The following is a 22120-nucleotide window of genomic DNA, read 5'->3' on the forward strand; positions in this document are numbered from 1 at the left end:
AGTGACGACCAGGCCCGGGCCGCTCAGCGGCTGCACGATCGCGATCACCGCGCACCGGCGCGCGGAGGACCTGATCGCGTCGTTCGAACGGCGCGGCGCGAAGGTGCTGCACGCGCCGACGCTGCAGATCGTGCCGGTCGCAGACGACCACGCACTGCTGGAGGCGACCCGGCGGGTGATCGCGAACCCGCCGGACGACGTCGTGGTGACCACGGCCGTCGGGTTCCGGGGCTGGATCGAGGCGGCCGACACCGCGGGCCTGGCCGCGGACCTGCTCGGCACCCTGGAGCAGTCGCGGCTCCTCGCCCGCGGCCCGAAGGCGCGCGGCGCGATCCGGGCCGCCGGGCTCGTCGAGCACTGGTCGGCGAGGTCGGAGACGACGGCCGAGGTCGTCGACTGGCTGCGCGCGCAGGGCGTCGGAGGGCGGAAGATCGTCGTACAGCTGCACGGCCTGTCGGATCCGGCCCTGCAGGACGCGCTGCGCTCGGCCGGCGCGTCGGTGCGCGGGCTCGAGGTGTACCGGTGGGGCCCGTCGCCCGATCCGGTGCTCGTGGAGCGGATGATCTCGCAGGTCTGCGCGGGCACCGTGGACGCCGTCGTCCACACGTCCGCGCCCGGCGCGCAGGCGATGCTCGACGCGGCGGCGCTGAACGGGCAGTACGACGAGCTGACGTCGTCGCTGCGGACCGGCCGCGTGCTGAACGCCTGCGTCGGCCCGGTGACAGCGGGCCCCTTCGTGGCGCTCGGACTGGACCCGCTGGTGCCGGACCGGTACCGGTTGGGTGCGCTGATCCGGATCGTCACCGACCGGCTCACCGACGACAACGCCCGCTCGATCGAAACGGCGTTCGGTCAACTGGTCATCCGCGGCGGTGCAGCCGTACTCGATGGTGTGGTCCTGCCGCTGGGGCCCGGCCCACGCGCCGTACTCGCGGCCCTGGTCGCTGCCGGCGGCGACGTGGTCTCCCGCCCCGAACTGCTCGCCGTACTCCCCGGAGCCGAAGACGTCCACGCCGTCGAGGTCACCGTCAACCGCCTACGTACGGCGGTAGGCCGCCCCGAACTCGTCCGCACAGTAGTCCGCCGCGGCTACCGCCTCGCCGTAGAACCCGCCGGAGTCCCCTCATGACCGACCTCGTTGCCGTAGCCCACGGAACAGCCGACCCGGCCGGCATCCGCGTCGTTCACGACCTGGTCCGGGAGATGGCCGCGCAACGCCCGGATCTCCCGATTTCTCTGGGTTTCGTGGACCTCCTCCGCCCGGCGCTCCCGTCGCTGGTCCGGCGCATCACCTCGGACACCGACGACGCCGTCGTGGTCCCGCTGCTGCTCAGCGCGGGTTACCACGTGTACGTCGATGTCGCCGCAGAAGCTCGGCGCTATCCGGGGCGGGTCCGCGCGGCCGGCGCACTGGGCCCGGATCCCCTCCTGGCAGAGGTTCTGGCCGATCGGCTCGGCGACCTGAACCGCATCGATCACGTGGTACTCGCGGCCGCCGGCTCGTCCGACTCCCGCGCACTCCTGGACTGCGAGGAAACCGCGGCTCTCCTCGCGCGCCGCATCGACCGCCCGGTGACCGTCGGGTACCTGTCCGGCGCCGGCGACCGCCTCCCGGCCGTCCTCGCCCGCACCCCGGGCCGCGTGGCAGTGGCGAACTATCTGCTGGCCCCAGGCTTCTTCAACTCCCTCGTCCACCGCCACGCCCGCGGCCACCAGGCCGCGGACCCACTCGGCGCCGACCCCCGCCTCGCCACACTGGCCCTCCAACGCTACGCCGCCGCCCTCCACCCCACCGCCGTCGCCGTCTGATCCCACCCGGTCGGCCTGGGATGAGTTGTCAGCCGGGTTCTGCAGGGGCATCGTGAAGGGATGGCCGGGAAGACATGGGCTGAGCTGAGCCCACAGCAGCAGCGGTTGGTCATTGCCGGAGTCGTTGTCGAGAGCGTGTTGAAGGCCGTCGCACTGGCCGATCTGGCGCGGCGTCCTGCGGCTCAGGTTCGCGGGCCCAAGCCGATGTGGGCCTTGCTCCTCACCCTGTCCAACTCCCTCGGCGTGGCTCCGGTCATCTACTGGCTGTACGGCCGCCGTCGCGAGGGCTGACGCGAGACCTACGAGGACGCGGCCTGGCGGTTGCGGAGGGTGTTCAGGTCGGCGTGGCAGCGGGCTTCCACCTCGGCGAGGTCCTGGAGGGTTTCCTCGATGTCGCGGCGGCGTTGCTCGAGTTCGGTGCGGCGGTGGGTGATCTGGTCGAGGAGGTAGACCAGCTGGCCCTCCTCGCCGGGTTCGGCGTCGTACATGTCGACGATCTTGGCGATCTCGTCGAGGGAGAAGCCGAGGCGTTTGCCGCGCAGGATGAGGGCGAGGCGGACGCGGTCGCGGGGATGGTAGACGCGGGTGGTGCCGCGGCGTTCGGGGGTGAGCAGGCCGCGGTCCTCGTAGAACCGGATCGTGCGGAGCGTCACGTCGTACTCGGCGGCCAGTTCGGCGATCGACCAGGTTTCTGCGGGCACCTGGCTATTGTGCATGCTGCCTAGCGTGCTTTACGTTTACGTAAGCGTCAAGCACGAGGGAGTGCCGCATGTTCGAGTTGTCCGCGGAGCATCAGGAGTTCCGCCGTAGCGTTCGCGACTTCGCGGAGGCGGAGATCGCGCCGCACGCCGCCGAGTGGGACCGCAAGCACTACTTCCCGGTGGAGGTCGTGCAGAAGATGGGGCGGCTCGGGCTGTTCGGGCTGACCGCGCCGGAGGAGTACGGCGGCGCGGGCGGCGACTTCACCAGCCTGTGCGTGGCGATCGAGGAGATCTCCCGGGTCGACCAGTCGATGGGGATCACGCTCGAGGCGGCGGTCGGGCTCGGCATCAACCCGATCCTGACGTTCGGCACCGACGAGCAGAAGGCGACCTGGCTGCCCGACCTGGTCGCGGGCACCAAGCTGGCCGGGTTCGGGCTGACCGAGCCGGAGTCCGGGTCGGACGCCGGCGCGACCAAGACCCGCGCGGTGCTCGACGGCGGCGAGTGGGTGATCGACGGCTCGAAGCAGTTCATCACCAATTCGGGATCCAGCATCACGAGCTGCGTCACCGTCACCGCCCGCACCGGTGAGCGCGCGGACGGCAAGCCGGAGATCTCCACGATCATCGTCCCGAGCGGTACGCCGGGATTCACCGCGGAGGCGGCGTACGACAAGCTCGGCTGGCACGCCAGCGACACGCACCCGCTGTCGCTGGTGAACTGCCGCGTCCCGGAGGCCAACCTGCTCGGCGAGCGCGGCAAGGGCTTCGCGCAGTTCCTCGCCACGCTCGACGACGGCCGGGTCGCGATCGCGGCCGTCGCGCTCGGCTGCATCCGGGCGTGCCTGGAGATGTCCGTGCAGTACGCCGGTGAGCGGCAGACCTTCGGCGTACCGATCGGCCGCAAGCAGGGCGTCGCGTTCCAGATCGCCGACTTGAAGGTGATGGCGGACGCGGCCGAGCTGCTCGTCTACCGGGCCGCCGCGCTCAAGGATGCCGGGGCGTCGATGGCCGAGTTCAAGCAGGCCGCGTCGGTGGCCAAGCTGTACGCAACCGAGTCCGCGGTGACCGCGACCCGGATCGCGACGCAGGTGTTCGGCGGGTACGGCTTCATGGAGGAGTACCCGGTCACCCGCTTCTACCGCGACGCCAAGATCCTCGAGATCGGCGAGGGGACGTCGGAGGTGCAGCGGATGCTGATCGCCCGTTCCCTCGGCCTCCCAGTGGAATGATGGCTGCATGACCCACGATCACTGGACCGAGGTCAAGGTCGCCCGTGAGGCCACGCTCTCCCCGCCGGACAAGGCCGCGGCCAAGCTGAAGTCCCAGAACAAGCTGTACGTCCGGGACCGGATCGCGCTGCTCGTCGACGAGGGCAGCTTCGTCGAGGACGCGCAGCTGGCGAACGCGCTGAACCCGGGCCTGCCCGCCGACGGCGTCGTCACCGGCCGGGCCCTGGTCGACGGCCGCCCGGCGCTGCTCGTCGCCAACGACCCGACCGTGAAGGCCGGCTCGTGGGGTGCGCGGACGGTCGAGAAGATCGTCCGGGTCACCGAGGTCGCGATCCGCGACGAGCTGCCGATCTTCTGGCTGATCGACTCCGCCGGCGCCCGGATCACCGACCAGGTCGAGCTGTTCCCGGGCCGCCGCGGCGCCGGCCGGATCTTCCACAACCAGGTCGCGCTGTCCGGCAAGGTCCCGCAGATCTGCTGCCTGTTCGGCCCGTCGGCGGCCGGCGGCGCGTACATCCCGGCGTTCTGCGACATCGTGATCATGGTCGACGGCAACGCGTCGATGTATCTCGGCTCGCCCCGGATGGCCGAGATGGTCGTCGGCGAGAAGGTCACGCTGGAGGAGATGGGCGGCGCCCGGATGCACACCAGCGTCTCCGGCTGCGGTGATCTGCTGGCCGGCGACGACACCGAGGCGATCGAGCTGGCGAAGCAGTACTTCTCCTACCTGCCCGGCTCGTGGCGCTCGCGACCCCCGTCGTACGACGCCTCGGACGCCGGCCGCGACTTCACCCGGGACCTGGTGCCCGCCGAGGAGAGCGTCGGGTTCGACATCCACGACGTGATCGACGCGGTCGTGGACGCGGACACGTTCTTCGAGATCAAACCGGCGTACGCGCCGGAGCTCGTGGTCGGGTTCGGGCTGCTCGCCGGTCAGGTGGTCGGGATCGTCGCGAACCAGCCCGCGGTGAAGGGCGGTGTGCTGTTCGTCGACTCGGCCGACAAGGCGGCCCGTTTCATCTGGCTGTGCGACGCGTTCAACGTGCCGCTGGTGTACCTGTGCGACGTGCCGGGCTTCATGATCGGCAGCGAGGTGGAGCGGGCCGGGATCATCCGGCACGGCGCGAAGATGATCACCGCGGTGTCCGAGGCGACCGTGCCGACGGTGTCGGTGATCGTCCGGAAGGCGTACGGCGCGGGGCTCTACGCGATGTGCGGCCCGGGGTTCTCGCCGGACGCGTGCGTGGCGCTGCCGACGGCGAAGATCGCGGTGATGGGGCCGGAGGCGGCGATCAACGCCGTGTACTACAACAAGATCCAGGAGATCGCCGACGAGGGCGAGCGGGTCGAGTACGTGTCCAAGCTGCGCGAGGAGTACGAGACCGACATCGACATCCTCCGGCTGGCCGCCGACCTGGTCATCGACGCGATCATCGAGCCGGAGGACCTCCGCGCCGACCTGATCGCCCGGCTCGCCGCGGCCCAGTCCAAGGACCGGACGTTCTCCCACCGCCGACACGGCGTACCACCCGTATAGGTCGGGCATGTCTCCCAACCCCACGCCTACTGCGTGGGGTTGGGAGACATGCTCTAGGCTCAACCCGTGAATGCAAACGATTTCGCGCGCAGGGTCAGGGCGCGGGAGAAGCTGGTCGGGTACTGGGTCACGCTGGACGTGCCGCCGGCGGCCGAGCGGATCGCCCGGTTGGGGTACGACTACGTGGTGCTCGACGGGCAGCACGGCCTGATCGGGTACCAGGGGCTGATGACCGGGCTGCTCGCGATCGACGCCGGGTCCGCGATCGGGCCGCGGCCGACCGTCGGGATGGTGCGGGTCGAGGCGAACGACCCGACGCCGATCGGGCGGGCGCTGGACGCCGGCGCGACCGGTGTGATCGTGCCGCTGGTCGACAGCGCGGACGACGTGGCGCGCGCGGTCCGCGCGGCGAAGTACCCGCCGGCCGGGGTCCGCTCGTTCGGTCCGATGCGGGCCGCGCTGCGGATCGGGCCGGTGCCCGCCGACAGCAACGACGCCACCGTCGTGCTCGCGATGATCGAGACGCCGCTCGGCCTGCGCAACGTCGCCGAGATCTGCGCGACGCCCGGTCTCGACGGCGTGTACGTCGGCCCGTCGGACCTGAGCCTCGCGCTCGGGGCGCGGTTCCCGGGCGACCCGGAGGTCGAGGGGCCGTTCGAGGAGGCGGTGGAGCTGATCGCGCGCACCGCGCAGGAGGCCGGCATCGCGGCGGGCATCCACACCTTCGACGGCGACTCGGCGAAGAAGCGCCTGGACCAGGGTTACACCTACGCGACCGTGGCCTCCGACCTGAGCCACCTCGAGGCGATCGCCGCCGCGCACCTGGACACAGCCCGCTCCTAGGGCGGACTTCCATGACTCACCAAGCGGCCTCCCCTCGGGCGGCGCACGCTCAGCGCGGTCCCGCATCCGGCCGGTGGCGGGGGTTGGTGGGTGGTGGCGGTCCGGAACATCTCGGTGCGTTCTCGGGTTAAGTTCGTCAGAGCACACCGAGGAGGCCGGGATGAAGGCACCCGAGCGCGGCGCGTTGCCGCTGGGGCTGGCGGCGACGCTGGGGCGGGCCTACGGGCGGCTCACCGAGACGGTGCAGGGGCTCAGCGACGCGGACTTCCAGCGCGAGACCCGCTGCGCCGGCATGCCGATCGGTCCGCTGCTGGTGCACCTGTTGTACGACGCCGAGCGCGCGCTGATCGCATTCGCCAGCCCGGCCGTCGCCGAGCCGGACCGGGACTTCGTGACGTACTGGCACGACTTCCCGCCGAGGCCCGACGGCGACACCAGCTTCGTGCAGGGCGTGGCGGCGTCGTACCGCAAGCCCGGCCTGCTCGTGCAGCACTGGCGTGAGGTGTCCGAGGCGGCGGTCCGCGCGGCCGCGGCCGGCCTGGCGACCAAGGGCCGTCGGGTCGAGACCCAGGGCCATGTCCTGCGGGCGACCGACCTCGTGGCCACCTTGGTGCTCGAGGCAACCGTCCACCATCTCGACCTCACGGTCGGCCTGCCGGACGCGCCGGAGCCCGATCCCGAGGCGTTGCAGGTCACCGCGCGGACGCTGGACGGACTGTTCGGTCCGGAGGCCTGGGACGTGATCGGCTGGGACACCACGACGTACGTCCTGAAGGCCACCGGACGGCTGCCGCTCGACGAGGCCGACCACGACATGCTCGGCCCGCACGCCGCGCGCCTCCCGTTGCTCGGTTAGGCCCTAAAGCACGCCGGCGAACGGGTCGTCGAGGCTCGTCCAGTCGAGGTCGGCCAGCTCGGACTCGGTGAGCAGGCAGGCGTCGAGGATCGCCTGCAGGCGGGCCGGGTCCAGGCCCATGCCGGTCGCGACGACGGTGCACTCGGCCAGGTGCTCGGTCTCGGACCATTCGCCCAGCGTGCCGAGCGAGGCGCTGTAGCCCGCCGATTCCCACCGCACCCGCTGGGTCGGCCGGTTCGCCAGCCAGACCACGCCGCGGCTGCGCACCACGCCGTCCACGATGTCCTCGAGCGCAGCGTTCAGCCGGGCGGGATGCAGCGGCCGCGCCGACCGCCACAGGACCGTCGTCACGCCGTCGCCGCTCGGCCGCACCCGATCCGACGCCGCGAGCTCGCCGGCCCACGCCTCGGCCGCGTCGAAGTCGAACCGCCCGGTCCGCGCGACCGGTCCGCGGGGAACTCCGGCCAGGTCCGCCGGCGTCACCGAGGTCCGCGGGTTCAGGTGCAACAGCAGGTGCTCCAGCCGGGCGGCCGCTGTGCTGCGATGCGCGTTCGCCAGCACGCAGACGTCGGCGTACTCGATCTGGCGGGCGGTCAGCTCCGCGACGTTGCGCCGGTCCGGTACGCCGAGAGCTAGGCCGCGCTCGGCGAGCAGCTCGTCACCGGACAGTTGCTCGACGAGCAGCACGGCGTCGGCGACGCAGGTGACCGTGTCGACGGCGATCTCCGGCAGGGCGGACACCAGCGCGCCGACGAGCGGCCGCGCCTCCATCGCCGGCGGCGCCGCGAGCACGATGTGGTCCCAGTGCTCGCGGGCGGCGAGCGTCTCCAGCAACGGCAGGAGCGCCTCGATGAGCTGGCACGCGCCGCAGTCGTCCCCGATCGCGAACTCGCCCGCGTCGATCGGCCCCGACGCGTCCCGCACCCGCCAGGACAGCACGCCGCGGCTCGGGAGCTCGTCCTGGTCGATCGCCACGACCACGGTGGCGGCGTCGGTCATCGCCTCCAGCACGGGCTCCCGCAACGTCGTGGAGAGCCCCACCAGCAAGGACAACGGGGTTTTCGCTCGGGCGGTCATCTCCGCATTATATGAAAACGGTTTTCATCAGTCCAGACCTGGGCGAGCCGCGAAAACGGCAGCTGAAGCGCCCGGTCGTCTGATAGGCAAGGGACATGGCGATCGAGATCGGGCGGTTCACCGGTGAATGGGACGAGCTCCTGGAGCTCCTGGACATGGCGTTCTCGGCGCCGTGGACCGACGAGCAGTACGAGTCCGAGCGGCGGGTGTGGGAGCGGGACCGCAGCGTCGTCGCGAGCGAGGACGGGCAGCTCGTCGGACACACCGGGACGTTCTCGCACCTGATGACGGTGCCCGGCGAGCAGTTGCCGGTCGCGGGCGTGACGATGGTCGGCGTCCGGCCGACGCACCGGCGGCGCGGCATCCTGCGCGACCTGATGCGCAGGCAGCTGACCGACGTCCACGAGGCGGGTGAACCGCTGGCCGCGCTGACCGCGAGCGAGCCGGTGATCTACCCGCGGTTCGGGTACGGGCTGGCGTCCGACCACCAGGAGATCGTCGTACCCAAGGCGTCGCGGGGACTGCGCCCGGTGGCCGGCGTCGACGACGTCCGGATCCGGCACGTCGACATCCGCGAGAACCTCGCCCGCTGCGCCGAGCTGCGGAACACACTGGCCCTGCAGCGGCCCGGTCTGTTCGTGCACGACGAGCGCTGGCAGGAGTACGCGATCAGCAACACCGTCACGCTCAACTCAGGAAACGCCTCCAAACGCCGCTGTGTCGTCGCCGAGCGGGACGGCGAGCTCACCGGTTTCGCGTACTACCGCACGCGGCGGGCCGAGAAGGGGTACGTCGACGTGCAGCGGGTGCATGCGGTCGACCTCGCGTCCCACGCGGCCCTGTGGAGGTACCTGCTCGAGCCGGACCTGCTGAGCGAGACGCGCTGCGAGATGGTCGCGTCGGACGACCCGCTGCTCGACCTGCTCCTCGATCCGCGGGCGCCGGGGCCGATCACCCGGGACGGCCTGTGGGTCCGGCCGGTCGACGTCGGGCGCGCGCTCGCCGGCCGCACGTACGCGCGGGACATCGACGTCGTCGTCGAGGTGGTCGACGACTTCCTCCCGTGGAACGCGGGCCGCTGGCACCTGAGCGGCGGACCGGACGGCGCCTCGTGCGAGTCTGTGTCACGTGACGCCGACCTGACCCTCGACGTGCGCGACCTGGGCGCGGTGTACCTCGGCCGGCCGTCACTGGAGCGGCTCGGTCGCGCGGGTCTGGTCACCGAGCACACCGCCGGTGCGCTGGCCGCGACCTCGGAAGCGTTTTCCACATCTCGGCTTCCGTTCCTCGACACGGGCTTCTGACGAGGTAGCCTGCCGGGATGCAGACGCAGCGTCGGGGTGCGCTCGCGGTGGTCGCCGTGCTGCTCGTGGGGGTTGTGGTGGCCGGCTTCGTCGTGCTCGCCTCCGCGAGCGGGCCGGTGCGCCCGATCAGCGACAGCACGCTCAGCGCGAGCCCGCGCCCGCTGCCGACCATCACGCCGTCCGACTCCGCGCCGACGGCCTCGGGGACGCCCCCGCTGCGCGTGCTCCCGCAGGGCGAGACGCCTGGATGGGTGCTGGCGTTGTGGCAGGCGGTGGTCTACCTGGTGATCGCGGCCGTGGTCGCGTTCGTGATCGTGGTGATCGTCCGGATCCTGCGCCGGGTCCGCCTGCCGCACCTGGAGCCGGACGAGCCCGACTGGGAGCGGATGAAGACCGAGCGGCTGGCCGCGGCGGTCGACACCGGGCTCGCGCGCATCGACAGCGGTACGGCGACGGACTCGGTCATCGCGTGCTGGGTCGCGCTGGAGCAGGCGGCGGCGTCGGCCGGCGTACCGCGGGATCCGTCCGAGACACCGGCCGAGTTCACTGTCCGAGTGCTCGGAGTCGGCGGGATCTCCGAGCAGCACCTGGTCCGGCTCGGCGAGTTGTATCGCGAGGCCCGGTACTCCACGCACGGCTCGAGCGAAGAGGCACGTTGGGAGGCCCGCGCGGCACTGCTCCGGCTGCGCGAGGAGCTCACCGTAGGTGAGGCTGCCCGATGACGTCGTACCGCTGGTCTCCCTTGGAGGAGAAGGGGCCGCCGCCAGAGGTCAAGCGGAAGCGGCGGCTGTGGCCGAGCAAGCTGCTCGTGCAGCACCTCGGGCTCGCGGTGCTGGCGAGCCTGTTGTTCGTCGGGATCTTCAGCGCCGCCGGGATGGCGCCGCGGCCGTTGTGGTTCGTGGCGACGGGGATCGCGGTCGCGGTGGCGTCGCTGGCGATCCGGCTGGTGGTGCCGCAGATCCTGGAGACGAGCTGGCCCGGCCGGAACGACGACAAGCTGGCCGTGCTGCGCGCCCGGAACACTGACAACCGCACGCAGTTCGTCGCCACCTGGCTGCTGGAGTCGGGTCGCGAGCGGCGGGCCGGCGAGGGATCGCGGACGTTCCAGCGCCGGATCCAGCCGTTGCTGCTGGAGCTGGCCACCGACCGCCTGGTGCACCGGCACGGCGTGAACCCCGAGCTCGAGCCCGAGCGCGCCCGGGCGATCACCGGCGACCGGCTCTGGCTGTTGATGACTGGCGACGACAAGCGCACCGCGTCCCTCGACGAGATCGAGTACGCGATCCACACCATCGAGAACCTGTGAGGGATAGCAGTGACTGAGGCGGAGTTGACGCTCGGTGAGGTGTCCGCACTGAGCCGGCAGGTGCTGGAGCGGGTCAGCCAGGCCGTGGTCGGGAAGGCCGAGGCGCTGGAGCTGGTGCTGGCGGGCACCCTGGCCGGCGGCCACGTGCTGCTCGAGGACTACCCGGGCCTGGCGAAGACGCTGGCCGCGCGGTCGTTCGCGCAGGCGCTCGGGCTGGAGTTCCGGCGCGTGCAGTTCACGCCAGACCTGCTGCCGTCGGACGTGACCGGCGCGTTCGTCTACGACCAGAAGGAGTCCGAGTTCGTCTTCCGGCCGGGCCCGATCTTCACCGGCCTGCTGCTGGCCGACGAGATCAACCGGACGCCGCCGAAGACACAGGCCGCGTTGCTCGAGTCGATGCAGGAGCACCAGGTCACGGTCGAGGGGCAGACGTTCCCGCTGCCCAGCCCGTTCCACGTGCTCGCCACCGCGAACCCGGTGGAGTACGAGGGCACCTACCCGTTGCCGGAAGCGCAGCTCGACCGGTTCATGCTGCGGATCGGCTTCGGGTACCCGAGCCCCGCGGAGGAGTGGGAGGTGCTGCGCCGGCGGATGAGCCGCCGTCGCGAGGACCAGTCGGTCGAGGCGGTCACCGACGCCGAGGGGCTGCTCGCGGCGCAACGTGCCGTCGAGACGGTGACGGTGGACGACACGGTCGGTCAGTACTGCGTCGACCTCGCCACGGCGACCCGCCGCGACTCGCAGGTGCTGGTCGGTGCGTCGCCCCGTGGCTCGCTGGCGCTGCTGCTGACGGCACGCGCGTACGCCGTGATCCAGGGCCGCGACTACGTCGTACCCGAGGACGTGAAGGCAGTCGCGGTGGCCGCGCTCGCGCACCGGATCACCGTGCGGCCCGAGCTCTGGCTGCACGAGGTCACCGGCGCCACGGTCGTCCGGGCGGTTCTCGGCTCGGTCGCGGCGCCGCCCACCGTGTCGGGCCCGGCCGTCGCCCGCGCATGAGTTGGCGGCCGACGCACGCGCAGATCCGGGCGATCTGCGTCGCTGCGGTGCTGCTCAGCGTCGCCGTCCTGCTGCGGCGACCGGATGCCGCCGTGTTCGGGTTACCGCTGGCGTTCCTGGCGGCGTGGGGCCGGTGGTTCCGCCCTCGGGAGCGGCCCGAGGTGCACACCGAGCTGGACGCCGACGTGCTGTTCGAAGGGCAGGGGACGACGTACCGGCTGCGTGTCACGCCGTCGAGTTCGGGATCCGTGGATCCGGACATCGACCTGATCGTGGCCGCGCTGCCGCGGGCGGCATGGTTCCAGTTCGACCCGCCGCAGGCCGCGATCGCCGAACCGGTGATGCACGGTGCGGTGCGGCTCGAGGTCGGCGTCCGGTCGAAGCGGTGGGGCCTGCGCTCGTTGGATCGGCCAACGGTCGCGGCGACGTCGACGGTCGGGGCGTACCGGATCCAGGTGACCTCGGCCGAGACGCTGGCGGTGACGACCCTGCCGCTGCGCGAGGGGTTCGCGGCGGTGGACGCCGTACCGCGGCCGGCCGGGCTGGTCGGGTTGCACCGGTCGCGACGGCCCGGAGAAGGGACGGAACTGGCCGGTGTCCGGCCGTTCCGGACCGGTGACCGGTTGCGGCGGATCAACTGGGCGGTGTCCGCGCGGACGCAGGAACTGCACGTCACGTCGACGTGGTCGGACCGCGACACCGAGGTGGTGATCCTGGTCGACACCGGCGGCGAGATCGGGATCAGCGAAGGGATCGACGGGCGCTCCTCGAGTCTCGACACCGCCGTCCGGGGCGCCGCCGCGATCGCCGAGCACTACCTGCGCAACGGCGACCGGGTGCGGCTGATCGACACCGGGAGCCTGTTCCGCGGCGTGCGGTCGGGGAGCGGCCGCGGGCATCTGCGGCGGATCCTGGACACGCTCGTGCACGCGGACCAGCGTGGCCGGCAGCAGGACGAGGAGCAGCTGGCGCGGCGCAACCGGATCCGCTCGGACAGTCTGGTGCTCGTCCTCAGTCCGCTGCTGCGGCCGACGATCCTCGGGTACGTCGTCACGCTCGTGCACTCCGGCTGCACGGTGATCGCCGTCGACACGCTGCCCCCGGACGTCGCCTCGATCATGGATCTCGACGCGCACGACGCCCGCACCTGGCCGCTCGCCTGGCGCGTCCGGCTGCTCGAACGCCGTCGCGACCTCGACCGCCTCAGCGACCTCGGCGTACCGACCGTCCGCTGGCAAGGCGCCGGCACCCTGGACGAGGTCCTGCGCGACGCCTCCCGTCTGTCCGCCGCGCCGAGGATCCGCTCATGACCGTACTGATGCGACGCCTCCGCCGCGGCGGGTCATGGGGCTGTAACTCCCGTCCTTCCCTCGGCGCTCCGGTCGCTGCGCTCCCTGCGCTCTTCAGTCCAGGACGGGAGGCCCCATGACCGCCGACGAACAGATCACACTGTGGCTCGCGCAGTTGCGGGCGTCGGGCCGCGGTGTGCTGGTGGCCCGGCTGGTGATCGCGGCGGCGGGGATCGTCGCGCTCGTCGTGCCTGCGGTGCAACCGTGGGATCAGGCGGATCTGGTCCCGATCGCCGGTGCGGTGCTGCTGGTCGGCACGGTGGTCCTGCCCGACTCGCTGGCCGGGATGATCTTCCTGTTCGTGGTGGCTCTCGGCTGGCTGCTGCGCGGACCCGCCGCGCCGAGCTGGGGCCTCGTCGTCACCGCGGCGGCGCTCGTCGTCGTCCACCTGGCGGCCGCGTTCGCCGGCCAGATGCCGTCGTACGCACGCGTCCACCGAGCCGCCCTCCGCCGCTGGTGGTTGCCCGGGGCAATCGCCGTCGTGCTGACACCCGCCGCCGCCGTCGCGACCGCGCTGATCCGAGGCGCCGACGTACCGGGCTCGCTCCTGGTGACAGTGGCCGCCATCACCCTCACCGCCACCACCATCTGGTTCGCGGCCGACCTGAAACTCGGCCGCGACTAGGGAGCGTCCTGGCCGAAGGTGTTGGTGATCTCTTCGGCCCAGGGCATCGGGATGGCGTCGGGGCCGAGGACCTGCATCGCGGCCATGACGGTCATCAGCATGCCTGCGGACAGGAACTCGCGGGCCTCCTGCGGTGAGGCGCCGGTGAGGTCGCGGACCAGGGTGTAGATGCGGCCGAAGCGTTCGCGGACGCAGTCGCCGATGGCCGGGTCGCCGCTGGCCGAGAAGCCGTGCAGGAGGACGAGCAGGAGTTCGCGCTCGGACAGCAGCCGCTTGTAGTTGTGGCCCAGCGCGCTCAGCTCCGGCGTCTCGGCCGCGGCCTCGCGGAAGATCTCCTCGATCCGACCGCAGACGCTGTGCAGCGCGGCGAGGAACAGCTGCTGCTTGGTCCCGAACAGCCGGATCACGTACGGCTGCGAGACACCGGCAAGGCGGGCGATCTCGTCGGTCTTGGTGCCCTCGTACCCGGACGCGGCGAACGCCTGCACCGCGGCCCGCAGCACCTCGTCGCCGCGCTCCTTGGCGGTCAGCCGGACCTTCGTCGTCATCTCTGCTCCTTCCGTTCCCTTGACATGTTATCAGTGGATGCATACTCTCGTCATCAAGCTTGTTATCAGTCAATTACAACTAGGAGTACGAGATGACCTCGACCGCTCTCGACGAGAGGGAAGTGGCGGCGGTACCGCGGCACCGTGGGCTCGGTGTGGTGCTCGCCGCGGTGGGGATCCCGGTGTTCATGGTCACGCTGGACAACCTGGTGGTGACGAACGCGCTGCCGGTGATCAAATCCGAGCTGGGCGCATCGCTGTCGGACCTGCAGTGGTTCGTGAACGCCTACACGCTCGCGTTCGCCGCGCTGCTGCTGACCGCGGCCGCGATCGGTGACCGGCTCGGCCGTCGGCGCGTGTTCCTGGCCGGCATCGCGCTGTTCACGCTCGCTTCGGCCGCGTGTGCGCTGGCCAGCGAGCCGTGGATGCTGATCGGGGCCCGTGCGATCCAGGGCATCGGCGCCGCGGCCGTGATGCCGCTGTCGCTGACGTTGCTCGCGGGCGCCGTACCGGAGAAGCTGCGCAGTGCCGCGATCGGCATCTGGGGCGGCATCTCCGGCCTCGGGATCGCCGTCGGCCCAGTGGTCGGCGGAGCCGTCGTCGACGGCCTGAACTGGCAGTGGATCTTCTGGCTGAACGTTCCGATCGGCGCGATCGCCGTTGTCCTGGCCGCGCGGGTGCTGACCGAGTCCTGGGGTGCGGCGAAGCGGCTCGACCTGGTCGGGCTCGTGCTGGCGACCGCCGGTGTGCTGTCCGTCGTCTGGGGCGTCGTGCACGGCGCCGACGACGGGTGGACCTCCGCGGGTGTGCTGGGCTCGTTGGTCGCGGGCGGTGTGCTGCTGACCGCCTTCCTGGGTTGGGAGCGCCGTACGGCGGCGCCGATGCTGCCGCTGCGGTTGTTCTCGGTCCGCTCGTTCAGCGTGGTGAACGTGGTGGCATTCACGTTCGCGGTCGGGGTGTTCGGTGCGGTGTTCCTGCTGGCGCAGTTCTTCCAGGTGGTGCAGGGGTACACGCCGTTCCAGTCCGGTGTGCGGACGCTGCCGTGGACCGCGGCGCCGCTCGTCGTCGCGCCGATCGCCGGCCTGATCGTCGACCGGGTCGGTCCGCGCACGCTGATCGTCGCGGGGCAGGCGCTGCTGGCCGTCGCGCTCGGGTGGATCGCGCTGATCACCACGGCGACCACGCAGTACGGCGACCTGGTCGTACCGTTCGTCCTCGCCGGGATCGGCATGGGACTGACCTTCGCGCCGTCCGCGAGCGTGGTGATGGCCGGCGCCTCCGACGCCGACCGCGGCGTCGCCTCCGGCACCAACAACACGATTCGCGAGGTCGGCGTCGCGATGGGTGTCGCCGTACTCGCCTCCGTCTTCGCATCCTCCGGCTCCTACGAGTCCCCGACCCAGTACGCCGCCGGGTTGGTCCCCGCCGTCTGGACCGGAGCCGCCGTCGTCGCCGCCGGCACCCTCGTCGCGCTCCTGCTGCCGGGGCGGCAGCGCTCTAGAGTGTGAGCGTGCTGGACGCTGATGATGTACGACGGATCGCGCTGTCCTTTCCGGAGACGGTGGAGAAGCAGCGGTGGGGGCATCCGACGTTCGACGTGGCGGGGCGGATGTTCGTGACAGTGCCGGACGACCAGACGTCGTTCGCGGTGCGGTGTCCACGGCTGGAGCGCGACGAGTTGATCGCCGCGGAGCCGGAGAAGTTCTGGGTGCCGAAACACGAGGCGGGCTCGAACTGGGTTCGAGCCCGCCTCGAAGCACTCGAGGACGCCGACGAACTGCACGACATCCTCGTCGACTCCTGGCGGCAGGTCGCGCCGCCAGATCTTGTCAGCTGACGTTGGCCGGTGAGGCCGAGAAGGTGTTGCAGCTGGCCGGGTTGGCCGTGTTGAACGACTTCCCCATGAACCGCGCCTGACTCGCCACACTTCCGTGGTCGCCCTCTTCGGGCTTGTCGCCCGCGGTCACGACGTACTTCTTCCACACGTACAGCAGGTTCCCGTTGATCGGGTAGCTGCGCTTGTTCGCGGCCAGGAAGACGCCGGCGAAGCAGTTCGCCTGCAGCTCCATCCGGCGCGTCATCCGGGTCCGGCCCTCGTAGTCCGGCTGCTCGTAGCGCAGGTTGCTGGACGCCTGCAGGATGCCGGTCATGAACTGCACGCTGTGGCCGTACTCGTGGGCGATCGACCGGCTGTACCACATCCGCGCGTACGCCTGACCGATCGGATCGCCCGGGTACTGGGTGTACGCCTTCACGAAGACGTCCACCTTCATGTACATCATGTGGTTGCCGGAGCAGTAGAACGGTACGGCGACGGGGCCGTCGCCGCACGGGGTCGACATCGAGGTCCCGGACCAGTACGTCATCCGCGGCGCGGTGAACTTGTAGCCGGCCTTCGCCACCAACGGCGCCCAGGACCTGTCCAGGCACGGCTTGATCGCGGCCCAGTAGGCGGCCGCACCGCTCGCGTTCGTCGGCCGGGCCTTCGGCTCCTTGCAGTTGACCGTCCGCATCTGGCCGACCTTGTAGAGCGCGTTCTTGCCGACCACGACCGCGTCCGACGGCTTGTTCGGCGTGCTCGAGGTCTCCGTCGTGGTCGGCTCGGTCGTGGTGGGCTCGGTGGTCGTCGGCTCCTCGGTCGGCGACCCGGTCGTGGTCGGCTCCGGCGTGTACCGCGACGGGGTCACCGGCGGCGTGGTGACGTCGGTGGTTGCCTTCCGCACCAGACCGATGATCGTGCCGCCGACGACGGCGATCCCGACGATCGTCAGGATCGCGATCAGCGGCGCCTTCGACTTCTTCCGCGGCTGCTGCGGCTGCCACCCCATGCCAGCCCCAGCGGGACCACCAGGGCCGCCGGGACCGCCCGGGCCGAAGCTCGGACCCCAGCCGAACCCAGGTCCCTGCTGCTGCTGTGGCGGCGGGCTGTACTGCGGCGGGCCGCCGTACTGACCAGGGGGCGGACCGCCGTACTGACCCTGCGGCGACGGACCGTACTGACCGGGCGGAGGACCCTGCGGTGGCGGGCCGTACTGCCCCGGGGGCGGGCCCTGCTGGTACGGCGGGTTCTGGCCGGGCGGCCCGTAGGGTGGCTGGCTCAACGCCGTTCCTCTCGTCCCTCGTGCTGGCATTCAGCGACCGCCACAGTATCGGCAACAAACAGGTCAGCCCCGGCGACCCTCGGCGGGTAGGGTCGGCGTGTGACCGATGTCAGTACGCCGAACAGCCCGATCGACCAACTCGCCGAGCGGCACCTCGAGCAGGAGATCGCGCTCGACCCGCTGCTGGCGACCGAGCTCGGCGTCACCGGCCACGATCACGAGCTGCCGGACTTCACGCCCGCCGGGTTCGCGGCACGCGTCGAGCTGACCCGCGGGTCGCTCGCCGAGGCTGCGTCGATCGAGCCGGGAAGCCCGCGTGAGGAGGTCGCTAAGGACGCCTTCGTGGAGCGGCTCGGCCTGGAGTTCGAGCGCTACGAGGCCGGCGTACCGCAGCACCAGCTGAACTCGATCGCCTCGGTGCCGGTGGGCCTGCGGCAGGTGTTCGACCTGATGCCGACCGCGACCCCGCAGGACTGGGAGATCGTCGCGATCCGGCTCAACCAGATCGGTACGGCGCTCGACGGGTACCGCGACACGCTGCTCGAGCAGGCCGACCAGGGGCGGGTCTCGGCCGTCCGCCAGGTGACCGGGCTGGCCGAGCGGATCGCCAGCTGGACCGGTGCCGACGGCGACGACTTCTTCGGCGGCCTGGCTGCGCAGGCGCCGGACGACGCGGTCAAGCCGACCGTGGAAGCCGCGGCCGCCGCCGCGCGGAAGGCCTTCGACCAGTTCGGCGCGTGGCTGACCAGCGACCTGGCGCCGCGCGCGCCGGAGCGCGACGCGTGCGGCCGCGAGGTGTACGAGCTGGCGTCGCGGAGCTTCCTCGGTGCGGCGGTCGACCTCGAGGAGACGTACGCCTGGGGCTGGGCGGAGCTGGCCCGGATCGAGTCGGCGATGCAGGACATCGCGGCCGGGCTGAACGGCGGCGACCGGACCATCGAGGCGACCGCGGCCCTGCTGGACGCCGACCCGGCGCGGACGATCCACGGCAAGGAAGCGTTCCGGGACTGGATGCAGGAGTTGTCCGACACCGCCGTCGCCGAGCTGGCCGGCACCCACTTCGACATCGCCGACGAGATCCGCCGGCTGGAGTGCATGATCGCGCCGACCTCGGACGGCTCGATCTACTACACGCAGCCGAGCGAGGACCTGACCACGCGGCCGGGCCGGATGTGGTGGGCGGTCCCGAGCGGGCTGGACACGTTCGCCACCTGGCGTGAGGTCACCACGGTCTACCACGAGGGCGTGCCCGGGCATCACCTCCAGGTCGCGCAGACGATGCTGCGCACCGACCTGCTGAACCGCTGGCAGCGGCTGGCCTGCTGGGTCTCCGGACACGGTGAGGGCTGGGCGCTGTACGCCGAGCGCCTGATGGAGGAGCTCGGCTACCTCGAGGACCCCGGCGCGCGGTTCGGCATGCTGGACGCACAAGGGTTCCGCGCGGCGCGGGTGATCGTCGACATCGGCATGCACCTGGAGTTGGAGGTGCCGCGGGACAACCCGTTCGGCTGGCGGCCGGGCGAGCGGTGGACCGCCGATCTCGGGTTCGAGTTCCTGCGGGCGCACTGCCGGATGGAGACCGAGTTCCTGCAGGCCGAGCTGAACCGGTACCTCGGGTGGCCGGGCCAGGCGCCGGCGTACAAGGTCGGTGAACGGATCTGGCTGCAGGCGCGCGAGGAAGCCAAGCAACGCAAGGGTTCCGCATTCGACCTGCGGGCGTTCCACTCCGGCGCGCTGAACCTGGGATCGATCGGCCTGGACCCGCTGCGACGCGCGATGGCGAAGCTGTGAGCCCGCGGTTCGTCCTGGCGTCGGCGTCGCCGGCCAGGCTGAAGACATTGCGGGCCGCGGGTATCGATCCGGAGGTGATCGTCTCCGGCGTCGACGAGGACCACATCACCGCGGAGAACCCCGGCGAGCTCGCCCGCCTGCTCGCGACGCTGAAGGCCCGCGCGGTCGTCGCGAACCTGACGGACCACGCGACCGTGCTCGGCTGCGACTCGGTGCTCGAGTTCGACGGGGAGCCGTACGGCAAGCCCGAGACGCCGGAGATCGCCCGCGAGCGCTGGCGGATGATGCGCGGCCGCAGCGGCGTACTGCACACCGGGCACTGCTTGATCGACACCGCCGGCAAGCAGGAGCTGCGGGAGTTGTCGTCCACGAAGGTCGAGTTCGCGGACCTGACCGACGAGGAGATCGACGCGTACGTCGCCACCGGCGAGCCGCTCGTCGTCGCCGGAGCCTTCACCGTCGACGGCCTCGGCGGCCCGTTCGTGACCGCGATCGAGGGCGACTACCACAACGTCGTCGGCCTCTCGCTGCCGTTGCTGCGCCGGATGCTCATCGACGTCGGGATGTCCTGGCCGGAGCTGTGGAAGACGCAGCAGCCGTACAGCTACGACGAGACCGTGGCGTCGTCGTACGACGAGACGCGCGGCGGGACTGTGCGCGCGGAGGCGGCTGCCCGCGCCGTGGATTCCCTGCTGCCGAAGGGCGGACGGGTTCTCGAGCTCGCGGTCGGGACCGGGATCGTCGGCGCCGAGCTGGTTGCTCTCGGCAACTTGGTGCACGGCGTCGACCTGTCCACCGCGATGCTGCGCCGCGCACGGGTCCGGCTCCCCGGGCACGTCGCCGCGGCCGACGCGGCCCGCCTCCCGGTGGCCGACCGCCGCTGCGACGCGGTCGTCGCGGTCTGGCTGCTGCACCTGCTCGACGACAGCGAGCCCGTGATCGCCGAGGTCGCCCGCGTCCTCCGCACCGACGGCGTCTTCGTCACCACCACCGAGAAGTCCGACGCCGGCCGCTACGCCGACAGCCGCACCCCCGACGACACCCGCTCCCAGGACGCCCTCAGCCACCTGGTCGCCACCGCCGCCCGCCACAGCCTCACCCTCGACAGCGCCACCACCTTCCCCGGCCCACCCCGCAACACCGGCAACGCCCCGCTCTACCCGCTGGTCCGCTTCCGCCGTACCTGACGGTTAGGGTTCGCCGCGTGAACGAGTACCTCAGCGGCGTTCGGGTGATCCGGCTGCCTGAACCGCAGCGCCATACCGACGTCACCTTGACCTTCCTCGTGGGCAGCCGGGACGAGACCCTGCGCACGATCGGCGTCGCGCACGCTCTCGAGCACCTGGTCATGCATACCGTCCGCGACTTGCCGATCGAGATGAACGCCGAGGTCGACCTGCTGGCGACGACGTTCGTCGCCTCAGGCTCTCCGGCGCGTGTCGGCGAGTTCCTGAATCGCCTGTGCCGAGCGCTCGCAGGGCCACCGGTCGACCGGCTCGCGCTCGAAGCGCGCGTGCTGACCGCCGAGGAGGGCAACGTCGCGCATCCGGTGACCGCGTTCCTGTTGAACGTCCGGTACGGCGCCAAAGGTCCGGGACTCGCGTGGCTGGAAGGGGCGGGGTACGACGGTCTGACGCCGGAGCACGTGACCTCGTTCGCGAAAAAGTGGTTCGTCGCGGCGAACGCGGTGCTGCAAGTGGCGGGTCCGTTCCCCGAGGACCTCGCGCTCGAGTTGCCGACCGGCCCGGTGCCGACCCGGGTACCACCGGCGGAGCGTTCCTTCGACGTGCCCGTCGTGGTGGGGCACGGGATCCCCGCGGCGGGCGTCCTGCTGAGGATGCCGACGGACGACGACGTACGGCTCCCGACGCTCGCGATCATGACGCTGCGGGGGCGGATCGAGGAGAAGTGCCGGTTCGTCGGCGGTCACAGCTACGAGATCGACCTCGATCTGGTTGCCGCGCCGGACGGGGCGACCGACTGGGTCGTGTACGCCGAGGCACGCGAAGGCAGCGAGGACGCCGTGTCCCGTGCGGTCGTCGCCGCCTTGATGGATCTCGCGGAGAACGGACCGACACCCTCCGAGCTGGCGCACCAGATCGCGCGTGCCGAGGAGCGTCTGGCCGCGGGTGATCCCGAAATACGGCGAGCCTTCAGCAACGCGATGAACCAACTCTGCGGTGATCCCGAGCTGCCGCCGGTCGACACCACGCGGCTGGCAGCGGTGCAGCCGTCGGACATCGCCGCCGTCCTCGAGCAGGCCCTGTCCGGCGCGATCGGGTACGGCGAGGAAAGCACTCTGCACGTGTGGCAGGAGGCCGGGTTCACGCTCGCCCCGGCGTGTCCGGTGATTGCCGAGTTGCCGGCCGGCCGCACCTTCAAGCCGCCGTTGACGGCGCGCGCGTTCGTCAAGGAGGCGCGCTCGATGCTGTGGGTCCGCACCGACGACGCGCTCGTACTGCGCGACGACGACGGCATCCACCAGGTCCGCTGGGACGAGATTGCCGGCGTGATGCGCAGCCCCGACGGCATGACCCTGGTCTTGGGCGCGAACGGCTGCACGATCCCCGTCGACCCGGACATGTTTCGCGGCGCCACCGCCGTCGTCGACGAACTGACCACCCGCGTCCCCGCCGACCTCTGGTTCGACGAGTCCAAACTCAGCAGCGACGACTAACGATCAGGCGGTGAGTCCGGTCTTCTCGTCGAGGTACTGCAGCAGGTCGTGCGCGGCGAGCTCGACGGCCTTGTGGCGCCATTCGGAGGCCCGGTAGACCGAGGCGATCAGCGCGGTGCGGTGGATACGGCGGAAGTCGCCGAGCACGAACCCGTAGCGCGCCTTGGTCTCCTCGCCGGCGCCTTCGGTGAGCCCGAGGTGCCAGGCGCCGTACGCCTGCCAGCCGTGCTTGTCCAGATACGTGTTCTGGTCGTCGGCACGCGGCTGCACCTCACCCCAGTCGCTGTCCAGCACGTACTGCCGCGCGTCGATCAGCTTCCGCGCGTTGTCGATCGCTTCGGGATTGACCGCGTATTTGGCCATAC

Annotated in this window: 23 protein-coding genes; 18 read left to right on the plus strand and 5 right to left on the minus strand. The window is 71.2% G+C overall.

What is annotated here, in order from left to right; translation table 11 throughout:
- The first annotated feature begins 1 nt into the window (after window position 1).
- From ABZX12_RS24055 to ABZX12_RS24065, 3 genes are read left to right on the plus strand one after another with little or no spacing between them, the layout of a single operon-like run.
- The gene (locus ABZX12_RS24055; RefSeq protein ID WP_355696452.1) at window positions 2-1129 is read left to right on the plus strand and encodes a uroporphyrinogen-III synthase; all 1128 of its coding nucleotides are present in this window, start codon (window positions 2-4) and stop codon (window positions 1127-1129) included.
- On the plus strand, window positions 1126-1809 hold the full coding sequence (locus ABZX12_RS24060) for a CbiX/SirB N-terminal domain-containing protein (protein ID WP_355696454.1): 684 nt from the start codon (window positions 1126-1128) through the stop codon (window positions 1807-1809). Before ABZX12_RS24055 ends, ABZX12_RS24060 begins: the two co-directional genes overlap by 4 nt.
- Window positions 1810-1869: 60 nt before the next feature.
- Window positions 1870-2100, plus strand: coding sequence for a DUF5652 family protein (locus tag ABZX12_RS24065; protein WP_355696455.1), 231 nt, complete (start codon window positions 1870-1872; stop codon window positions 2098-2100).
- Window positions 2101-2108: 8 nt separating this feature from the next.
- On the opposite strand, the gene ABZX12_RS24070 is transcribed toward ABZX12_RS24065, so the two are convergent.
- Entirely contained in the window at window positions 2109-2510 is a 402-nt protein-coding gene (locus ABZX12_RS24070; protein ID WP_355696457.1) for a MerR family DNA-binding transcriptional regulator, read from the minus strand.
- Between the two features lie 68 nt (window positions 2511-2578).
- Here ABZX12_RS24070 and ABZX12_RS24075 point away from each other — a divergent pair, with 68 nt between their 5' ends.
- The 4 genes from ABZX12_RS24075 to ABZX12_RS24090 all read left to right on the plus strand — a co-directional run bounded on the left by ABZX12_RS24075 (window position 2579) and on the right by ABZX12_RS24090 (window position 6978).
- Window positions 2579-3742, plus strand: a complete 1164-nt coding sequence (locus ABZX12_RS24075; RefSeq protein WP_355696459.1) for an acyl-CoA dehydrogenase family protein — start codon at window positions 2579-2581, stop codon at window positions 3740-3742.
- Between the two features lie 7 nt (window positions 3743-3749).
- Window positions 3750-5279 carry an acyl-CoA carboxylase subunit beta gene (locus ABZX12_RS24080; RefSeq protein WP_355696461.1) on the plus strand — a complete coding sequence of 510 codons (1530 nt, stop codon included), beginning with the start codon at window positions 3750-3752 and terminating at the stop codon, window positions 5277-5279.
- Between the two features lie 66 nt (window positions 5280-5345).
- Window positions 5346-6122 carry an aldolase/citrate lyase family protein gene (locus ABZX12_RS24085; RefSeq protein WP_355696462.1) on the plus strand — a complete coding sequence of 259 codons (777 nt, stop codon included), beginning with the start codon at window positions 5346-5348 and terminating at the stop codon, window positions 6120-6122.
- Window positions 6123-6282: 160 nt separating this feature from the next.
- Window positions 6283-6978 (plus strand): maleylpyruvate isomerase N-terminal domain-containing protein, encoded by a 696-nt coding sequence (locus tag ABZX12_RS24090; protein WP_355696464.1) that lies wholly within the window; start codon window positions 6283-6285, stop codon window positions 6976-6978.
- Between the two features lie 3 nt (window positions 6979-6981).
- Here ABZX12_RS24090 and ABZX12_RS24095 read toward each other — a convergent pair whose 3' ends face one another.
- On the minus strand, window positions 6982-8055 hold the full coding sequence (locus tag ABZX12_RS24095) for a GTP-binding protein (protein ID WP_355696466.1): 1074 nt from the start codon (window positions 8053-8055) through the stop codon (window positions 6982-6984).
- Between the two features lie 95 nt (window positions 8056-8150).
- Here ABZX12_RS24095 and ABZX12_RS24100 point away from each other — a divergent pair, with 95 nt between their 5' ends.
- From ABZX12_RS24100 to ABZX12_RS24125, 6 genes are all read left to right on the plus strand, one after another.
- A complete protein-coding gene (locus tag ABZX12_RS24100; RefSeq protein ID WP_355696468.1) occupies window positions 8151-9359 on the plus strand; it encodes a GNAT family N-acetyltransferase in 1209 nt (402 codons plus the stop codon).
- Window positions 9360-9376: 17 nt separating this feature from the next.
- Window positions 9377-10081: a DUF4129 domain-containing protein gene (locus ABZX12_RS24105; RefSeq protein ID WP_355696469.1), complete on the plus strand. Its 705-nt coding sequence runs from the start codon at window positions 9377-9379 to the stop codon at window positions 10079-10081.
- On the plus strand, window positions 10078-10665 hold the full coding sequence (locus ABZX12_RS24110; protein ID WP_355696471.1) for a hypothetical protein: 588 nt from the start codon (window positions 10078-10080) through the stop codon (window positions 10663-10665). Before ABZX12_RS24105 ends, ABZX12_RS24110 begins: the two co-directional genes overlap by 4 nt.
- Window positions 10666-10674: 9 nt before the next feature.
- Window positions 10675-11664, plus strand: coding sequence for a MoxR family ATPase (locus tag ABZX12_RS24115; RefSeq protein ID WP_355696473.1), 990 nt, complete (start codon window positions 10675-10677; stop codon window positions 11662-11664).
- The gene (locus tag ABZX12_RS24120; protein WP_355696475.1) at window positions 11661-12974 is read left to right on the plus strand and encodes a DUF58 domain-containing protein; all 1314 of its coding nucleotides are present in this window, start codon (window positions 11661-11663) and stop codon (window positions 12972-12974) included. Before ABZX12_RS24115 ends, ABZX12_RS24120 begins: the two co-directional genes overlap by 4 nt.
- Window positions 12975-13089: 115 nt before the next feature.
- Window positions 13090-13638, plus strand: coding sequence for a hypothetical protein (locus tag ABZX12_RS24125; RefSeq protein ID WP_355696477.1), 549 nt, complete (start codon window positions 13090-13092; stop codon window positions 13636-13638).
- Here the strand turns inward: ABZX12_RS24125 and ABZX12_RS24130 are convergent.
- Window positions 13635-14186 carry a TetR/AcrR family transcriptional regulator gene (locus ABZX12_RS24130; protein ID WP_355696479.1) on the minus strand — a complete coding sequence of 184 codons (552 nt, stop codon included), beginning with the start codon at window positions 14184-14186 and terminating at the stop codon, window positions 13635-13637. The two genes, ABZX12_RS24125 and ABZX12_RS24130, sit on opposite strands and share 4 nt — an antisense overlap.
- A gap of 92 nt (window positions 14187-14278) precedes the next feature.
- Here ABZX12_RS24130 and ABZX12_RS24135 point away from each other — a divergent pair, with 92 nt between their 5' ends.
- Both ABZX12_RS24135 and ABZX12_RS24140 read left to right on the plus strand, forming a co-directional pair.
- Complete coding sequence (locus ABZX12_RS24135) at window positions 14279-15694, plus strand: DHA2 family efflux MFS transporter permease subunit (protein ID WP_355696480.1); 1416 nt, start codon at window positions 14279-14281, stop codon at window positions 15692-15694.
- Window positions 15695-15696: 2 nt separating this feature from the next.
- On the plus strand, window positions 15697-16023 hold the full coding sequence (locus ABZX12_RS24140) for an MmcQ/YjbR family DNA-binding protein (protein ID WP_355696482.1): 327 nt from the start codon (window positions 15697-15699) through the stop codon (window positions 16021-16023).
- Here the strand turns inward: ABZX12_RS24140 and ABZX12_RS24145 are convergent.
- A complete protein-coding gene (locus ABZX12_RS24145) occupies window positions 16016-17287 on the minus strand; it encodes a neutral zinc metallopeptidase (protein ID WP_355696484.1) in 1272 nt (423 codons plus the stop codon). The genes ABZX12_RS24140 and ABZX12_RS24145 overlap by 8 nt on opposite strands.
- A 99-nt stretch (window positions 17288-17386) precedes the next feature.
- Here ABZX12_RS24145 and ABZX12_RS24150 point away from each other — a divergent pair, with 99 nt between their 5' ends.
- Genes ABZX12_RS24150 through ABZX12_RS24160 form a run of 3 tightly spaced genes read left to right on the plus strand, consistent with a single transcriptional unit; the run spans window position 17387 to window position 21755 of the window.
- A complete protein-coding gene (locus ABZX12_RS24150) occupies window positions 17387-19078 on the plus strand; it encodes a DUF885 domain-containing protein (RefSeq protein ID WP_355696485.1) in 1692 nt (563 codons plus the stop codon).
- A complete protein-coding gene (locus tag ABZX12_RS24155) occupies window positions 19075-20265 on the plus strand; it encodes a Maf family nucleotide pyrophosphatase (RefSeq protein ID WP_355696487.1) in 1191 nt (396 codons plus the stop codon). Before ABZX12_RS24150 ends, ABZX12_RS24155 begins: the two co-directional genes overlap by 4 nt.
- A gap of 17 nt (window positions 20266-20282) precedes the next feature.
- On the plus strand, window positions 20283-21755 hold the full coding sequence (locus ABZX12_RS24160; protein WP_355696489.1) for a hypothetical protein: 1473 nt from the start codon (window positions 20283-20285) through the stop codon (window positions 21753-21755).
- Window positions 21756-21758: 3 nt separating this feature from the next.
- Here ABZX12_RS24160 and ABZX12_RS24165 read toward each other — a convergent pair whose 3' ends face one another.
- Window positions 21759-22118, minus strand: coding sequence for a hypothetical protein (locus ABZX12_RS24165; RefSeq protein WP_355696491.1), 360 nt, complete (start codon window positions 22116-22118; stop codon window positions 21759-21761).
- Between the last annotated feature and the right edge of the window lie 2 nt (window positions 22119-22120).

The sequence above is a fragment of the Kribbella sp. NPDC003505 genome, from assembly GCF_040610875.1.
Taxonomy (GTDB): Bacteria; Actinomycetota; Actinomycetes; order Propionibacteriales; family Kribbellaceae; genus Kribbella.

Excerpts from the sequence above, each read along its gene's own strand:
- ABZX12_RS24060 (WP_355696454.1), top strand. The coding sequence starts at position 1,126 with ATGACCGACCTCGTTGCCGTAGCCCACGGAACAGCCGACCCGGCCGGC.
- ABZX12_RS24065 (WP_355696455.1), top strand. The coding sequence starts at position 1,870 with ATGGCCGGGAAGACATGGGCTGAGCTGAGCCCACAGCAGCAGCGGTTG.
- ABZX12_RS24075 (WP_355696459.1), top strand. The coding sequence starts at position 2,579 with ATGTTCGAGTTGTCCGCGGAGCATCAGGAGTTCCGCCGTAGCGTTCGC.
- ABZX12_RS24080 (WP_355696461.1), top strand. The coding sequence starts at position 3,750 with ATGACCCACGATCACTGGACCGAGGTCAAGGTCGCCCGTGAGGCCACG.
- ABZX12_RS24090 (WP_355696464.1), top strand. The coding sequence starts at position 6,283 with ATGAAGGCACCCGAGCGCGGCGCGTTGCCGCTGGGGCTGGCGGCGACG.
- ABZX12_RS24095 (WP_355696466.1), bottom strand. The coding sequence starts at position 8,055 with ATGACCGCCCGAGCGAAAACCCCGTTGTCCTTGCTGGTGGGGCTCTCC.
- ABZX12_RS24100 (WP_355696468.1), top strand. The coding sequence starts at position 8,151 with ATGGCGATCGAGATCGGGCGGTTCACCGGTGAATGGGACGAGCTCCTG.
- ABZX12_RS24105 (WP_355696469.1), top strand. The coding sequence starts at position 9,377 with ATGCAGACGCAGCGTCGGGGTGCGCTCGCGGTGGTCGCCGTGCTGCTC.
- ABZX12_RS24110 (WP_355696471.1), top strand. The coding sequence starts at position 10,078 with ATGACGTCGTACCGCTGGTCTCCCTTGGAGGAGAAGGGGCCGCCGCCA.
- ABZX12_RS24120 (WP_355696475.1), top strand. The coding sequence starts at position 11,661 with ATGAGTTGGCGGCCGACGCACGCGCAGATCCGGGCGATCTGCGTCGCT.
- ABZX12_RS24125 (WP_355696477.1), top strand. The coding sequence starts at position 13,090 with ATGACCGCCGACGAACAGATCACACTGTGGCTCGCGCAGTTGCGGGCG.
- ABZX12_RS24130 (WP_355696479.1), bottom strand. The coding sequence starts at position 14,186 with ATGACGACGAAGGTCCGGCTGACCGCCAAGGAGCGCGGCGACGAGGTG.
- ABZX12_RS24135 (WP_355696480.1), top strand. The coding sequence starts at position 14,279 with ATGACCTCGACCGCTCTCGACGAGAGGGAAGTGGCGGCGGTACCGCGG.
- ABZX12_RS24165 (WP_355696491.1), bottom strand. The coding sequence starts at position 22,118 with ATGGCCAAATACGCGGTCAATCCCGAAGCGATCGACAACGCGCGGAAG.